The sequence below is a fragment of the Methylobacterium dankookense genome, assembly GCF_902141855.1.
Taxonomy (GTDB): domain Bacteria; phylum Pseudomonadota; class Alphaproteobacteria; order Rhizobiales; family Beijerinckiaceae; genus Methylobacterium; species Methylobacterium dankookense.
On the sequence record NZ_CABFVH010000002.1, the window covers coordinates 63408 to 78915 of the forward strand.

The window sequence follows — 15508 nt, forward strand, 5'->3', positions numbered from 1 at the left end:
ACAGCTCATGCTCGCCTACATCCTGCGCCGCATCGCCCTGATGGTGCCGACCGTGCTCGGCATCCTGCTCATCACCTTCGTGATCGTGCAGTTCGCCCCCGGCGGCCCCGTCGAGCGGGTGATCTCGCAGCTCCAGGGCCAGGGCGACGCGGCGATGGGGCGCGTCACCGGCGGCGCCGGCGATCTCGGCGGGGCCCGCCCGATGAACGCCGAGACGAACTCGAAGTATCGCGGCGCGCAAGGGCTGAGTCCGGATTTCATCGCCAAGCTCGAGAAGCAGTACGGCTTCGACAAGCCGGCTTACGAGCGCTTCCTGAAGATGATCTGGGACTATGCCCGGTTCGATTTCGGGCGCAGCTACTTCCGCGACGTGACCGTGATCGAGCTGATCCGCGAGCGGCTGCCCGTATCGATCTCGCTGGGCCTCTGGATGACGCTCCTGTCCTACGCGATCTCGATCCCGCTCGGCATCCGCAAGGCGGTGCGCGACGGGACCCGCTTCGACCGCTGGACCTCGTTCGTGGTCATCATCGGCTACTCGGTGCCGGGCTTCATGTTCGGGCTGATGCTGATTATCCTCTTCGCGGGCGGCTCGTTCTTCCAGTGGTTCCCGCTGCGGGGGCTGACCAGCGAGGGCTGGGAGACCTTCTCCACCTGGCGCAAGGTCACCGACTATGCGTGGCACATGGTGCTGCCGCTCACCGCCCTGGTGATCGGCGCCTTCGCCACCTCGACGCTGCTGACCAAGAACTCGTTCCTCGACGAGATCCGCAAGCAATATGTGCTCACCGCGCGGATGAAGGGCCTCTCCGAGAGCCGCGTGCTCTACGGCCACGTCTTCCGCAACGCGATGCTGATCGTGATCGCGGGCTTTCCGGGCGCCTTCATCTCGGCCTTCTTCACCGGCTCGCTCCTCATCGAGACGATCTTCAGCCTTGACGGCCTCGGCGAGCTCTCCTTCCGCTCGATCACGGGCCGCGACTACCCGGTCGTGTTCGCGACCCTGTACATCTTCTCGCTGCTCGGCCTCGCCGTGAACCTGCTCTCGGACCTGATCTACGTCTGGATCGACCCGCGCATCGACTTCTCGGCCCGGGCGACCTGAGGAACGCCGCGCCGTTCGGATCTCGACCTCGCGGCCTGACCGGGATGCGGGGCGGCCGAGGCCTCCCCGCGCGGGAGCCGCCCCGCTCAGTCGCCGCCGGCGGTCTTGCGGGAAATCGTGTAGCTGCCGGTCTTCTCGCCGACGAACTGCACGATGCCTTCGGTGAGCGCGTTCACGCGCTGGCTCTTGATGGTGAGCTGCCCGGAGATGCCGGTGAACTTGCCCGTCCCGCCGATCCACTCGCCGGTGCCCTGGCCGGTCGCGGCGAGGGGCTGGACGGGATAGTCCCACTTCTCGAAGACGTGGTCGCCGTCGGCATCGACGTAGTCGCAGAAGCCGTGGTTCTCCAGCGTCTTGGCTTGATTGTCGATGGTCGCCATGCCGTTGCAGCGGCCGGTCATGTTGTGCAGGAGGCCGCTGCCGCCGGCATTCACCGCGGTCATGATGCTGAGGGATGTCGCGACGGTGCGCTGCGGCCCGATCATCACCGGCTTCATCGGCGCCGGATTCACGCCCGTATAGGTGATGCGATACTCGCCCTGGAGCGGAAGTTCCGCGGCGAGACCCGTGGCCGGCAGGCCGATCAGCAGTCCTGTGGCGACAACGATGAAGATCGAGGGGCGTCCGATATCGGTTCTCGACAATGTCATCCCAACCTCCCGGGCTGTTCCGTTGATCGTTCGGCCGGAGGTGCGGTCAGAATGCGGCGAGTCTTGATGTATATCAGTTTAAGAAGGCTCGTTTCACGAAGGTGCCTTGGCATGTGACCGAATCTCTGCGGCGATGTCAGTATTCGCCTGTCGGTTGATCGCCGCCATCGGAAAGCGAGTCTTCGCGTTAAAATTGTATTCAAAAGTTTGTGCGCGCCTATCAGAGCCTCGACCGCATCTGGACGTCGAGAGCGGGGGCGCGGGTGGCGCGGCCTCCCCCTCTGCCCTGCCTCAGCGCGCCGCCCGGCTCGGATCGTCTGCCGGGTTCACGTATTGGAGGCCGAACGGCCCCGTCCCGTTCACCTGCAATTCCACCGGCTCGTCCGTGGTCCAGAGAGAGTGCGGCATCGCCTCCGGCAGGTAGACGAAGCCGCCGGTCTTCAGGATCTTGCCCGCGCTCTTGTCGAGGGTCTTCCCGTGCGCGTGGTAGATCGAACCGGACAGGATGGTGAGCGTCTCGGGCTTCGAATGGGTGTGGGGCGCGATCACGGTGTTGGCCGGGAACTTGACGCGCAGCACGAAGGCGCCGGGCTTGGCCGGATCGCCCGAGACCGCGCTCACCTGCGTGCCCTTCGGCAGGTCGGGCGGTCCCGGCTGATAGGTGGCCGCCGCCGCATCGGGCAGAACGATCATCCCGGCATCGCCGTGTTCGGCGGCGAGCGCGGCGCAGGGCATGGACAGGCACAGCGCCGTCAATGCGCGAACGAGCATCGATTCCTCCCCCGTTTTGACGGCCCTAGGCGGCGCGGCCCCGCCGTCCTTCGACCAGCCACATCGCCAGCACGGCAGCGGCGAGGGCGGCGAGCGCCCACAGGCCGAGCGCCAGCGGATAGACCTCGACGCCCAGGATGTTGGCGCTGTCCGAGGGCCGGAAGCCGATCCAGTCGGCGCCGGCCAGCCGGCCGCTGCGCACGCTCTGGAGCCGCGGCACCTGCAGGCCGCCGGAATCGGCGACCCGCCGCACCGAGCCGCCCGAGCCCTCGGCCACCGGCCGCAGGCGCTCGGGATCGCTGAACACGTCGGCGAGCTCGCGCGGATTGGTCGGGCCGACGCTGACGAAGGCGACGAGGCTGCCGGCCCGCAGGGTGTGGAGCCCCAGTTCCGAAGCCTCGAAGGTGGCGCTGAACAGGCCGGGCTCGGATTGCGCGAGCGTCAGCGTGCGCTCGCGCCCGGTCGGGCCGGTGACGGTGACCGGCTCGGCCGTATCGCCCATGGTCTGGCGCTCGACGCGAACTTCGCGGCCGTGGCCGGTCATCTGCGCGCGCAGCGCCTCCTCCTCCAGCGCCGGCTCCTTCATCAGCCAGTGGGCGAGACGCCGGAGCAGGTCGAGATAGGGGCCGCCCTCCTGGTAGCCGCGCGCCCAGAGCCAGGCATGGTCGGAGAGGAGCAGCGCGACGCGGCCCTTGTCCTCGCGGGTGAGCGCCAGGAGCGGCAGGTTGTCGGCCCCCGACAGGATCGGCTGGATGCCGGCCCGCGTCTGCGCCGAGACGATGCGCAGCCAGTCGCCCCAGGCCGGCGGCTTGTCGGCCTGCCAGCCGGGCAGCGCCCGCGTCACCGGGTGGCGCTGGCCGGTCGCGGTCGGGGTCGCCTTGTAGGCGCGCTCGACCACGCCACCATTTGGGTCGCCCGGCAGGATCCCTGCGAGGCGGGTGCGGGCGAGGCTGGCCGGGCCGGCGAATTCGGGGCCGGCCGCGATGAGCAGCGCCCCGCCCTCGCGCACGTAGCGGACGATGTTGTCGAAATAGGCCTGCGGCAGCACGCTCTGGTTGGCGTACCGGTCGAAGATGATCAGGTCGAAGTCCTTGATCTTCTGGACGAACAGCTCGCGCGTCGGGAAGGCGATGAGCGACAGTTCCGAGATCGGCGTGCCGTCCTGCTTCTCCGGCGGGCGCAGGATGGTGAAGTGGACGAGGTCGACATTGGCGTCCGACTTCAGGAGGTTGCGCCAGGTGCGCTCGCCCTGGTGCGGCTCGCCGGAGACGAGGAGCACCCGGAGCTTCTCGCGGATGCCCTCGATGGGCAGGATCGCGCGGTTGTTGACGGTGGTGAGCTCGCCCGGCAGCGGCTCGACCTCGATCTCGACCACGTTGGGGCCGCCATGCTCGATCCGCGTGGTCAGCGGGAAGGGCCGGCCGGTGGGCACGGTGCGGCGGTCGATCTCCTCGCCGTCGCGGCGGACAGTGACCACCGCCGAGCCGGTGCCGCCGCGCTCCATCACCTCGGCGCGGATGGTCAGCTCGCGGCCGACGATGCCGAAGCGCGGCGCCTCCAAGAGCTTGATCTGCCGGTCGCGTTCGTCGGCATGGCCGGTGACGAGGACGTGGAGCGGCGCCTTGAGCCCGAGCGCCGCCATCGAGGCCGGGATGTCGTGCACCACGCCGTCGGTGAGCATCACGACGCCCGCGAGCCGCTCCGGCGGCACGTCGGCGAGCGCCTGGCCCAGCGCCGCGAACAGCTTGGTGCCGTCGTCGCCGTCCGGCGCGTCGGGCACGTCGATGAAGCGGGGCTCGATCGTGGTGAGCGCGCCGAAGCGGCGCTGAAGCTCGGCCCGGACCTGATCGGTCATCTGCGGCCGGTCGCCCAGGGCCTGCGAGCCGGACCGGTCGACGATGACCGCGGCCACGTCCTTCACCGGCTCGCGGTCCTCGCGCACCAGGGCGGGGTTGGCGAGCGCCGCGAGCACCAGGGCGAGCACGGCGACGCGCAGCAACCCGACGCGGCCCCGCGCCAGCACGGCCATCACGCCGAGCAGCGCCACCACGATCCCGAAACCGGCGAGAACCGGCCAGGGCAGGAGGGGCGTGAAGCTGAGGCTCAGCATCGGCTCACTGCCCCAGCCGTTCGAGGAGCGCCGGCACGTGGACCTGGTCCGCCTTGTAGTTGCCGGTGAGCGTGTACATCACGATGTTCACGCCGCCGCGGAAGGCCATCTCGCGCTGGCGCTGGTCGCCGCCGACCACGGGGTAGAGCGGCTCGCCGCGGCGGCCGATCGCCCAGGCGGAGGCGAGGTCGTTGCCGGTGATGATGATCGGGCTCACCCCGTCGCCGGCCCGGGCCGGACGGCGCTCGGCCCCCTCGCCCGCGGGCGGCAGCGCCTCGACCCAGGTCTGGCCGCCGCTGAAGCGACCGGGGAAGCTGTCCACGAGGTAGAAGGCCTTGGTCAGGACGTGGTCCTGCGGCACCGGCTCCAGCTCCGGCACTTCGAGGGTCGCGAGCATCTTGCGGAGATAGAGCGCCTCCGGCGTCGGCGCGGCGCCGGGGCGGGCCACGAGCCCGTCGCGGGTGTCGAACAGCACGGTGCCGCCGTTGCGCATGAAGGCGTCGATGCGGCGGATGGCGGCCTCGGCCGGCTGCGGCCGGCTCGGCGCGATCGGCCAGTAGATCAGGGGGTAGAAGGCGAGCTCGTCCTTGGTGGGATCGATGCCCGCGGGCTCGCCCGGCTCGAGCGCCGTGCGGGCGGCGAGCATCTGGGTCAGGCCGGTGAGGCCGGCGCGGCTCGCCTCGTCCACGGCGGCGTCCCCGGTGATCACGTAGGCGAGCCGGGTGACGAGGGCCGATTCGATGCCGTTCGGCCGGTTGGCCGCGGGCTCCTCGGCGCGGGCCGGCGGCGGCGCGAGCGCGGCGGCGGCGAGAGCCAGGGCGAGGATGAGGGAGGCCGCGCGCCCGCGCAGGCGCCCGAGCCCGCCGAGGCGGGTGAGGAAGCCGCCGAGCCAGAGGCCGGCCAGCGTGTCGAGCGCGAGCAGCATCAGGGCGAAGGTGAAGAGGGCCGGCCGCAGGTCAAGGGTCTCGGCCCCCGCCAGCGTCCCGATGCGGGCGGCGCCGAGCTTGGCGAGGTCGAGGGGCTTGAGGGCGTCGCCCGCGCGCAGCGCGTTCACGGCGATGCCGCCATCCACCGGCCCGTAGAAGCCCGGCGGGTGCTCCTCGGTGGCGCGGTCGCCGTAATCGGCCGAGACCGCCTTGGCCGAGGCCGGGGGCGAGCCGAGCGCGCCGAACCCGTCGAGCGCCAACCGCGGCGCCAGGATCGCGGCGGGTGGGCGCGGCCCCCCGTCCGCGGGCGGGGCGGTGGAGCCGGCGAGCGCCACCACGCGGCGCAGCATGTCGATGAAGAGGCCCGAGAGCGGCAGGTTCGACCACGTGGTGTCGGCGGTGACGTGGAACAGCACCACCCGCCCCTGCCCCCGCGTCTCGGCGGTGACGATCGGCGTGCCGTCCTGGAGGGAGGCCCAGGTCCGGCTCGGCAGGTCGCCGTCGGGCTCGGCCAGGATCTGCCGGCGCACGCCGATATCGGTGGGGGGCGCGAGGCCGGCGAAGGGGCTTTCGGGAGCGAAGGGCGCGAGCGTCTTCGGGTTGTCCCAGGACAGGGTGCCCCCGAGGCTGCGGCCGCCCCTGCGCAGGCGCACCGGCACCAGCGGGTCGTTGCCGGCGGCGAGCCGCGGGCCGGCGAAGCGCAGAAGCAGGCCGCCCTCGGCGACGAACTTTTCCACCCGCGCGGTGATGCGCTCGTCCATGGCGCCGACATCGGCGAGCACCAGCACCGAGACCTGCGAATCGAGGAGCTGCGCGATCGAATCCGCCGTGCCCTTGGCGCCGCGCGGCTCCTGCACGTCGGCGAAGGGGGTGAGCGCCTTGGCGAGGTAGTAGGTCGGGGCCAGAAGCGGCTGGGCCTGGTCGCTGGTGCCGCCGAAGACGAGGCCGACCCGGCGCCGCTTGCCGCGCTCGTCCATCAGCACCACGGCGCCGGCCGAGCGCTCGCCCGCCACCTCCAGGCGGCTGATGCCGTTGCGCAGCTCCAGCGGCATCTCGACGGGAACATCCGCTTCCAGGGTGTTGCCAGAGAACGCGAAATCGTGCTCGGCGAGCGGCAGGCCCCGTTGGTCGAGGGCGCGTACGGTGCCGGTCTCGCGCCCGTTCGGGGCGGCGCGCAGGACCTTGGCGCCGAGCTTGCCCGCGCTCTCGGTGGCGGTCAGCGCCAGCGCGGGCGGTGCGTCCGCCCGCAGCAGGGTGAGGGCGGCGCCATGCCGGGCGACCAGCTCCGCCAGGGGCCCCGTGAAGGAATCGGCCTCGACGCCGGCGACCCCGTCGCTGATCCAGACGAGGCCCGCGCCCGGGTTCTTCTCCAGGAAGGCGCCGATCGTCGGCAGGTGCGCCTCGCGCCGGGCGAGGTGCGGGCGCACGCCGAGGGCGCGCAGGCGCTCCAGGGAAGCGGCCGGCGTGCGCGCTTCGATGGCCGTGGCCGGTTCGCCGAGACCGAGCACGGCGACCGGGCGGCCGTCGCGGGCGGCACCCTCGACCGTATCGGCGGCGACGCGGGTGCGGGCGCGCCAGTCGTGGGCGGCGCTGGTGCCGTTGTCGAGAAGGACGAGCAGCGCGCTGCGCCCGCCCCCGGCACCGACCCCCTGCGGGTTCCAGACCGGGCCGGACACCGCGAGGATGAGGGCGGCGGCCGCGAGGAGCCGCAGGACCAGCAGCCAGAGCGGGGTGCGCGCGGGCGTCTGCCTCTGCGGCAGGAGGTCGGCCACGAGCTTCAGCGGCGGGAAGTCGATGCGGCGCGCCCGCGGCGGGGTTACCCGGAGCAGCAGCCACAGGGCCGGCAGGCCGATCAGGGCGGCGAGGGCGAGGGGCGCGGCGAAGGTCAGTCCGAACATGCCGGCCTCCTCAGACCGGGCCGCGGGCGGCGGCGACCAGGGTCATGAGGCGCAGAGCCGCCTCGCTCGCCGGCCGGTCGGTGCGGTGCAGGGTCAGCGTCCAGCCCGCGTCGCGGACGATGCCACCGAGCGCGTCGCGGTGGGCGGCGATCCGCTCGCGATAGGCCGTGCCCCAGGCCCCCGCATCGCCGATATCGAGGGAGAAGCCTGATTCGAGATCGTGCAGCACCGCCTGTCCGGCGAAGGGGAAGGTCTCCTCGATCGGGTCGGCCACCAGCACGAGATGGCCGCGGCTGCCCCGTCCCGCGATCTCGCGGACCGAGGCGGCGACCCGCTCGGGCGGGGTCAGGAAGTCGCTGAGCAGGATCACCTCGTCGAAGCGGCCAGGCTCGGCCCGCGGCGGCAGGTCCTGGCTCAGGCCGGCTTCGTCGCCGACGAGGGCCTGCGCCATCCGCTCGACGATCTTGCGTGAGGCGGTCGGGCGCGTGAGGCCGAGGAGCCCGACGCGCTCGCCGCCCTCCACGAAGGCGTCGGCCAGCGCGAGCCCGAGCACCAGGGCCCGCTCGACCTTCGGCGCGGCGGCGAGCTCCGAGGCGAAGCCCATCGAGGCGGAGCGGTCGATCCAGAGCCAGATGTTGTGGGCGGCCTCCCACTCGCGCTCGCGCACGTAGAGCCGGTCGTCGCGGGCCGAGCGGCGCCAGTCGATGCGGGCGGCGGCCTCCCCGGTCACGAAGGGGCGGAACTGCCAGAAGCTCTCGCCGGGCCCGGCGCGGCGGCGCCCGTGCAGGCCGTGGGCGAGCAGGCTCGATACCCGCCGCGCCTCCAGGATGAGGTGCGGCATGCGGGCGGCCAGGGCGACGGCGCTCTCGCTCTCGCGCCGGCCGGGATTGCGCTCGTGGGCGCTGAGGATGCGCGTCGCGACCAACGCGTCAGAGTCTTTCCGCGAGCCTGGCGATCAGGCCCTCGACGGTGTCGCCGTCCGCCCGGGCGCTGTAGCCGAGCGCCATGCGGTGCTTCAGCACCGGCTCGGCCAGCGCCTTCACGTCGGCGATGGAGGGGGCGACGCGGCCCTCGATCAGGGCGCGGGCGCGCACCGCCAGCGTCAGGGCCTGGCTGGCGCGCGGGCCGGGGCCCCACATCAGCTTTCCCTTCACGATCGCGTCACCGCTGTCGGGCCGGGCCGCGCGCACGATGTCGAGGATCGCCTCGACCACCGCCTCGCCCACCGGCAGGCGCCGCACGAGGCGCTGGGCGGTGAGGAGCTGCTCGGTGGTCATCACCGCCTTGGCCTTCGTCTCCTCGACGCCGGTGGTCTCGATGAGGATGCGCCGCTCGGCCGCCCGGTCGGGATAGCCGACATCGATCTCCAGGAGGAAGCGGTCGAGCTGCGCCTCGGGCAGCGGGTAGGTGCCCTCCTGCTCGATCGGGTTCTGCGTGGCGAGCACGTGGAAGGGGCGCGGGAGGTCGTGGCGCTCGCCCGCCACCGAGACGAAATGCTCCTGCATCGCCTGGAGCAGCGCCGACTGGGTGCGCGGGCTCGCCCGGTTGATCTCGTCGGCCATCAGGAGCTGCGTGAAGACCGGCCCCTTCACGAAGCGGAAGGAGCGGCGGCGCTCGGCATCCTCGTCGAGGATCTCGGTGCCGAGGATGTCGGAGGGCATCAGGTCGGGGGTGAACTGGACGCGCCGCGCATCGAGCCCGAGCACCGTGCCGAGCGTCTCGACGAGCTTGGTCTTGGCCAGCCCCGGCAGGCCGACGAGCAGGCCGTGGCCACCCGCCAGGATCGTCACCAGGGCGAGGTCGACCACCTGTTCCTGACCGAAGATCACCCCGTGGATCGCCTCGCGGGCCTCGCCGACGGCGGCGAGGCAGCTCTCGGCGGTGGCGACGATGCCCTCGTCCAGGGTGGTGGCGGCTTGGAAGCCGGCTTGGCCTTGCGTCATGCGGTCGGGTGTTCCCTTCTCCGGATGCGGGCGTCCGAAGCGAAGTCCTGCCTGATCCCCGAGTGTGGCGCGCTTTTCGGCAGGCTGGCAAGGTCGGCATCGCCGCACGGACCGCCGGACCTCCTCCCCCTTTCGCAGGGGAACAGGCGTCACCCCTCCTCCACCGTCTCGCAGGCGAAGGGCGAAGGCGGGGCGAGCGTGCCGCGCCAGCGGCCGTAGGCCCAGGGGCGATACCAGGACGCGCGCGGGGGCACGGCGTCGGGCACGAGGTCGATGCCGTGGGTGCCGAAGGGGCCGCAGCGGCAGATCCGGGCGAGGCCCATCCAGCCGCCCGGCCAGAGCCCGTGCCGGGTAATCGCCGTGTCCGTGTACTCGGAGCAGCTCGGCCAGTGCCGGCACTGGCGGCCGACGAGGCTCGACAGGGTGAGCTGGTAGAAGCGGATGGCGTAATGCGCCGCCTGCCGCGGAAGGGTCACGCCGCGGGCCTCAGGCGGCTTGCCGCTTGGCCGCGATCTGGTCGAGGGCGTCGACCACGGCATCGAAGGTGAGGAGCGTCGAGGCATGGCGCGCCCGGAAGTCGCGCACTGGCTCCAGCACGGCGAAATCCGCCCAGCGCCCGTCCGGCGCGGCGGCGCCCTCCTTCAGCATCGACCGCACCGCCTCGCGCAGACGCCGCAGGTCCTCCGCCGAGGTGCCGACCACGTGGCGCGCCATCAGCGAGGAGGAGGCCTGGCCGAGCGCGCAGGCGCGCACCTCGTGGGCGAAGTCGGTCACGGTGTCGTCGGGGCCGAGGGCGAGGTCCACCGTTACCGTCGATCCGCACAGGCGCGAATGGGCCGTGGCGCTGGCATCCGGACCCTCCAGGCGCCCGAGACGGGGGATGTCGGCGGCGAGTTCGAGGATGCGCCGGTTGTAGATGTCGTCCAGCATCGGGCTTTTCGCGAGGGACTTCGGGCGAGGGATTTCGAAGGTCCGTGGCAGGTCGTCCTCGCCGGGAGACCTGCCGCGCACACCGTGCAACGCGGGACACGTTGCGCGACGGCCTTGAAACGACGATATAGGCCCGACAACGCCGCTTCGCGAGGAGGCGGCCCGTCATTGCCCAAGGTCGCGCCCACGGCCGGGGACGCTCGATCGAACCGGGCAGCGGCTTGAACGCAAGGCCAAGCCGTCGAGAGCCCGGATACGCGAGCCCGAATGTACGCCAAGCCCGACAGCACGACCATGAAGTCCCGTGTGGCGCGGGCGGGAGATGCCATGGATGCCGCTCTCAAATCCCTCTCGTACCGGACCGCCGACGATGCGCAGGGCCTGACCCTGATGCGCAACGACAATGCACGCCGGCCCGAGCCGGTCGAGGTCGCGCCCGAGCCCGCCTCCGCCACCCGCGTGCCCGAGGGCATCGCGCTCGGTCGCCCCAGCCGCGAGGAGGCCGAGGCCGCCGTGCGCACCCTGCTGCGTTGGGCCGGCGACGACCCGAACCGCGAGGGCCTGATCGACACGCCCGCCCGGGTGGTGAAGGCCTATGGCCAGCTCTTCGGCGGCTACGAGGTCGATGCCGAGGCCCTGCTGGAGCGGGTCTTCGAGGAGGTCGAGGGCTATTCGGACATCGTGCTGGTGCGCGACATCCCGTTCTATTCCCATTGCGAGCACCACATGGTGCCGTTCATGGGGCTCGCCCACATCGCCTACTATCCCACCCGCGGCGTGGTCGGGCTCTCGAAGCTCGCCCGCGTGGTCGATACCTTCGCCCGCCGCCTGCAGACGCAGGAGACCATGACGGCGCAGATCGCCGACGTGATCGAGAGCATCCTCAAGCCCCGCGGCGTCGCCGTGCTGGTGGAGGCCGAGCATCTCTGCATGGCCATGCGCGGCGTGCAGAAGGCCGGCGTCTCCACGATCACCAGCCAGTTCCGCGGCGTGTTCAAGGACGATCCGAGCGAGCAGGTCCGCTTCCTCACGCTCGTGCGCGGCGGCAAGGGCTGACGGCGCCGGCTTGTTCCCCTCCCCCGCAGAGGGGGGAGGGCGTACCCGTCGCGACTGGATCCGATGACCGCACCCCTCCCCTTCGATCCGCCCGGCTCCCGCATCGAGGTCGAGGAAGGCAGCGCCTTCACGCCCCGTTTCGACGCGAACGGCCTCGTCGCCTGCATCGCGGTGGACGCCCATGACGGGCGCGTCCTGATGCTCGCCCACATGAATGCCGAATCGCTCGCCCGCACCCTGGAGACGGGTGAGGCCTGGTACTGGTCGCGCTCGCGCGGCGAACTCTGGCACAAGGGCGCGACCTCGGGGCAGATCCAGCGCGTCGTCGAGATGCGCACCGATTGCGATCAGGACGCGGTGCTGATCCGCGTCGAGGTCGGCGGCGACGGCGGCTGCTGCCATACGGGCCGGCGTGCCTGCTTCTACCGCGCGGTCTCGTTCGATCCCGCCAGCGGGCGCGCCACCCTGCAGCCGGCGGACCCGTGAGCCGCCTCTCCGCCCTGCGCGAACCCGAGGATTTCGGCCCCGGCGCGGTGGAGCCGCGCCGGCCGGCAGGCGCCGGCCCGCGCCTCGGTCTCGCCCTCGGCGGCGGCTCGGCACGGGGCTGGGCGCATATCGGAGTGATCCGGGCGCTGGAGGAGGCGGGACTCGCCCCCGCCGTGGTGGCGGGCTGCTCCATCGGCGCGGTGGTCGGCGGCTGCTATGCCGCGGACAAGCTCGACGTGCTCGAAAGCTTCGCGCTCGGCCTGACCAAGCGCCGGGTGATGGGGCTGCTCGACCTGCGCCTGACCGGGTCCGGCCTGATCGGCGGCGACCGCCTGCGCCGCCGCCTCGTGCAGGATCTCGCAGGCCGCCGGATCGAGGACCTGCCGGTCCGCTTCGCGGCGGTGGCGACCGAGCTCGGCACCGGCCACGAGGTCTGGCTGCGGCGCGGCCCCCTCGTCGAGGCGGTACGGGCTTCCTATGCCCTGCCCGGCATCTTCCCGCCGGTCGCCCTCGACGGGCGCCTGCTGATGGACGGCACCCTCGTGAACCCGGTGCCGGTGGCGCTGGCCCGGGCGATGGGCGCCGACCTCGTGGTCTGCGTGAACCTCAACTGCGATCCGAGCGTGCGCGGCGGCCTGATCCAGCCGGGCCCGTCCGATCCGGTGGAGCGCGCGGTGGCCGGTGCCGTCGAGGTGCGCCGCCGCTGGAGCCTGCTCGGCGCCGTGCGCGGGCGCCGCCACCGGGCGCGCGAGCCCGCGCCCTCGGCACCCGGCATCGCCCGTGTGATGTTCGACGCCTTCAACATCACGCAGGACCGGATCTCGCGGGCGCGCCTGGAGCGCGACCCGCCCGACGTCAGCGTCGGGCCTGACCTCGCGGGAATGGGCCTGTTCGAGTTCCACAGGGCGGCGGAGGGCATCGCGCTCGGCCGCGCGGCGGCCCGCGCGGCGCTCCCCCGCATCCGGGCGGCGCTTGAGGGTGCGAGCGCCCGGATCTAGCTCCGGCGTCTACTCCAGGGCTCTGCCCTGGACCCGCGAGAGGGCTGAGCCCTCTCGACACCTGGCTTCAGGCCATGGTGATGTAGTCGCGCATGGCCTGGTGCTCGGCCTCGACGGTGGCGATGCGCCGCTTCACCACGTCACCGATCGAGATCATGCCGACGAGCTTGCCCTCCTCGCAGACGGGGACGTGGCGGAAGCGCCCGTTGGTCATCGTCTCCATCACGTCCTCGATGGTCGCCGTCCGGGTGCAGGTCACGACCTTCTTCGTCATGTGCGCGGCGATGGGTTCATCGAAGGAGGCGCCGCCGTGGCTGGCGAGCACGCGCATGATGTCGCGTTCCGAGATGATGCCTGCGACGGAGCCGTCCGGGCCGGTCACCACGACGGCGCCGATGCTCTTCTCGGCAAGCAGATGAATCGCCTCGTCGAGCGTGCGCTCTGGGGTCACCGTGACGACGGCGTTACCCTTCTCGGCGAGGATACGTGCGACGGTCATATGTCCTCCCTGACTGGACGTAGGGCGCGCCAGCAGCCCTTGGGCGCGCGGTTGGCGTGGCCCGGCCGGGTTGCTCCCGGCTCCTTCGCTGGATCAAGGCAAGTGTGTGGCCAATGTTTCCCGATGGCAAGCGCGGGCCGCGCCTGTCCCATGCACCATTTTCATGCGTCTGGGCCGAACCTTGCCGCCGGATCGGTCAGCCTGCCCGGCGGCTCAGGGGATCGAGGAACGGGAACAGGAAGAAGCCCACGACGAAGCCGCCGAGATGGGCATCCCAGGCGACCGCGGCGCTCTCGGCGCCGAGCGGCAGGGTGATCAGCCCGAACACGATGTTGGTGACGAGCCAGATCGCCAGGAAGGGGACGGCGGTGCGGTTGCGCAGCAATTCCCGCAGGGTCTCGGGCGGGCGCGGCGGCGGCAGGTGCCAGGGCTGGCTGCCATAGGCCGAGGCCGGCGGCTGGAACACGAAGCGGGCGGCGGCCGCCATCAGCGCCGAGACGCCCGCCGAGGCGCCGACCAGGGGCGCCGTGCTGAGAGGCACGAGCATGACGTGCAGCCCGCCACCCGCCACGATGCCGGCGAGCGCGAGCAGGCCGAAGCGCCAGGCCCCGCAGCGCCGCGCCACCGGCGAGCCGAAGGCGGCGAGCCACACGCTGTTGAAGATCACGTGCAGCCAGGAGCCATGCAGCAGCGCGTAGGTGGCGAAGGTCCAGAGGTCGGCGGCGTGCTCCGTGACGATGTAGCGCGCGAAGCTCTCCCGCGCGGCGGCAATCGCCGGCTCGGCCCCCGCCGCCGCCGCTGCTGCGATCACCGCATCGGCCTGGGCCGGATCGAGCCAGACCGTCCAGCGGGCCGGGACCAGAGCGAGGTTCAGCACGACCCAGATGTCCGCGCCGTCCGAGAGGACGAACTCGCGCAACGCCTGGATCGCCATCAGCACGGCGATCGACGCGGTGACCACGCCCGGCAGGTTGAACACGGGCACGCGGCTCTGGCGCGGGAAGTCGGGCGAGGCATCCATCGCGGCACCATGTCGGGGTGCGTCCCGGAAGGGCAAGCCCCTCGGGGCTCGGACCGGGGCCGATCGCTGCGGCGTGATCGCCCATGGCGGGCCGCGCCAAAAAAGAGGGGAGGGCCGCCCCGGTCGGGCCCCCTCCCCCAGAATGGAACCGCTCCCCGACCGCCGGGGACGCCGCCTGGACCAAGAGGCTGCGCGGGTCCGATGACCCGACGTCTCCTTGCACCTCGCAAGTGATCGAAGGCGGGCATCGGGGCCGCCGGGCCCCTCCCGCTGACCTGGTAATCCTTCCTTAATCCGCGTTCGGGCGCAACGCGGACGGGGGATTAACCCTAATGAAGCGTTGCACGCGCGGTGGCGTCGTGGTGGGCATAGGGTGTGCGGAATCGACGGCGAAGGCTCGACCATGATCCCGGTGCCGTCCGCGGCCGTGCCGGAATGGGACGGCCACGCTGGAACAGGTGACGGATCCGGGACACCATGAAGCACCAGACGAGCCGCTCCCTGCACGCCTACTGGGACCGCCTGCGCGGCGAGCGCTCCGCGCCCGAGCGGGCCGAGATCGAGCCGGGCGAGATCCGCCATATCCTCGCCGACAGCTTGATCCTCGAGATCGACATGAGCCGGCGCACCGCCCAGCTCCGCCTCGCCGGCACCCGGGTCTGCGCCCTCTACGGCCGCGAGCTGCGCGGCCTGCCGCTGGGCAGCCTGTGGGAGCCCGGGGAGCCGCCGGCCTGGACCGGTTCGCCGCACGCCGAATCATGGCGGGTGGTCGAGATCGTCGCCAACGACATGGTCGGCGTGGTGATGGGCCTGCGCGGCCTCACTGCCCTCGGCGAGAGCGTCGATCTCGAACTCCTGCTCCTGCCGCTGCGCCATCGCGGCCGGACCCATGCGCGCATGCTGGGCACGCTCAGCGCCCACCACCTGCCCTCGTGGATCGGGCTGCGCCCGCTCGTCCGGCTTGAGACCACGTCGCTGCGCGTCCTCGCGGGCGCCGCGCTGGAGGTCGAGGCCACCCCCGGCCTCAATGCGCTGCCGGCACCGGCCAACGACACCGCCCCGGTGCGGCGCGGCCACCTCCTCGTCCATCTCGGCGGGCGGGCCTGACGGACCTC

15 protein-coding genes are annotated in these 15508 nt (G+C 72.1%); 5 read left to right on the plus strand and 10 right to left on the minus strand.

Translation table 11 applies throughout. The features are described 5' to 3' along the window. Nucleotides 1–7: 7 nt before the first annotated feature. Nucleotides 8–1105: a microcin C ABC transporter permease YejB gene (locus tag MTDSW087_RS02425; RefSeq protein WP_144759689.1), complete on the plus strand. Its 1098-nt coding sequence runs from the start codon at nt 8–10 to the stop codon at nt 1103–1105. An 86-nt stretch (nt 1106–1191) separates the two neighbouring features. Here MTDSW087_RS02425 and MTDSW087_RS02430 read toward each other — a convergent pair whose 3' ends face one another. From MTDSW087_RS02430 to MTDSW087_RS02465, 8 genes are all read right to left on the minus strand, one after another. Continuing rightward, nucleotides 1192–1755 carry a hypothetical protein gene (locus MTDSW087_RS02430; protein WP_238179148.1) on the minus strand — a complete coding sequence of 188 codons (564 nt, stop codon included), beginning with the start codon at nt 1753–1755 and terminating at the stop codon, nt 1192–1194. Between the two features lie 291 nt (nt 1756–2046). After that, the gene (locus MTDSW087_RS02435; RefSeq protein WP_144759692.1) at nt 2047–2526 is read right to left on the minus strand and encodes a cupin domain-containing protein; all 480 of its coding nucleotides are present in this window, start codon (nt 2524–2526) and stop codon (nt 2047–2049) included. 25 nt (nt 2527–2551) lie between these two features. Then, nucleotides 2552–4636 carry a hypothetical protein gene (locus MTDSW087_RS02440; protein WP_144759695.1) on the minus strand — a complete coding sequence of 695 codons (2085 nt, stop codon included), beginning with the start codon at nt 4634–4636 and terminating at the stop codon, nt 2552–2554. 4 nt (nt 4637–4640) lie between these two features. Next, on the minus strand, nt 4641–7460 hold the full coding sequence (locus MTDSW087_RS02445) for a DUF4159 domain-containing protein (protein ID WP_144759697.1): 2820 nt from the start codon (nt 7458–7460) through the stop codon (nt 4641–4643). A 10-nt stretch (nt 7461–7470) separates the two neighbouring features. Further along, nucleotides 7471–8385, minus strand: a complete 915-nt coding sequence (locus tag MTDSW087_RS02450; protein ID WP_144759700.1) for a DUF58 domain-containing protein — start codon at nt 8383–8385, stop codon at nt 7471–7473. A 4-nt stretch (nt 8386–8389) separates the two neighbouring features. Next, nucleotides 8390–9403, minus strand: a complete 1014-nt coding sequence (locus MTDSW087_RS02455) for an AAA family ATPase (RefSeq protein WP_144759703.1) — start codon at nt 9401–9403, stop codon at nt 8390–8392. A gap of 149 nt (nt 9404–9552) precedes the next feature. Continuing rightward, on the minus strand, nt 9553–9879 hold the full coding sequence (gene yidD, locus MTDSW087_RS02460) for a membrane protein insertion efficiency factor YidD (RefSeq protein WP_238179149.1): 327 nt from the start codon (nt 9877–9879) through the stop codon (nt 9553–9555). A gap of 10 nt (nt 9880–9889) precedes the next feature. Beyond that, the gene (locus MTDSW087_RS02465) at nt 9890–10333 is read right to left on the minus strand and encodes an iron-sulfur cluster assembly scaffold protein (protein WP_144759709.1); all 444 of its coding nucleotides are present in this window, start codon (nt 10331–10333) and stop codon (nt 9890–9892) included. A 327-nt stretch (nt 10334–10660) separates the two neighbouring features. On the opposite strand from MTDSW087_RS02465, the gene folE reads away from it, so the two are divergent. The 3 genes from folE (at nt 10661) to MTDSW087_RS02480 (ending at nt 12873) form a co-directional block, all read left to right on the plus strand. Further along, complete coding sequence (folE, locus tag MTDSW087_RS02470) at nt 10661–11389, plus strand: GTP cyclohydrolase I FolE (RefSeq protein WP_483403635.1); 729 nt, start codon at nt 10661–10663, stop codon at nt 11387–11389. A 63-nt stretch (nt 11390–11452) separates the two neighbouring features. Continuing rightward, nucleotides 11453–11875, plus strand: coding sequence for a phosphoribosyl-AMP cyclohydrolase (gene hisI / locus MTDSW087_RS02475; RefSeq protein ID WP_144759714.1), 423 nt, complete (start codon nt 11453–11455; stop codon nt 11873–11875). After that, a complete protein-coding gene (locus tag MTDSW087_RS02480; protein ID WP_144759717.1) occupies nt 11872–12873 on the plus strand; it encodes a patatin-like phospholipase family protein in 1002 nt (333 codons plus the stop codon). The genes hisI and MTDSW087_RS02480 overlap by 4 nt, the downstream gene beginning before the upstream one ends. A 67-nt stretch (nt 12874–12940) precedes the next feature. Here the strand turns inward: MTDSW087_RS02480 and MTDSW087_RS02485 are convergent, their stop codons facing one another. Continuing rightward, complete coding sequence (locus MTDSW087_RS02485) at nt 12941–13372, minus strand: CBS domain-containing protein (RefSeq protein ID WP_144759720.1); 432 nt, start codon at nt 13370–13372, stop codon at nt 12941–12943. 196 nt (nt 13373–13568) lie between these two features. Continuing rightward, the gene (locus tag MTDSW087_RS02490; RefSeq protein WP_144759723.1) at nt 13569–14393 is read right to left on the minus strand and encodes a rhomboid family intramembrane serine protease; all 825 of its coding nucleotides are present in this window, start codon (nt 14391–14393) and stop codon (nt 13569–13571) included. Between the two features lie 477 nt (nt 14394–14870). On the opposite strand from MTDSW087_RS02490, the gene MTDSW087_RS02500 reads away from it, so the two are divergent. Then, entirely contained in the window at nt 14871–15500 is a 630-nt protein-coding gene (locus tag MTDSW087_RS02500) for a PAS domain-containing protein (protein ID WP_144759729.1), read from the plus strand. The last annotated feature ends 8 nt before the right edge of the window (nt 15501–15508 follow it).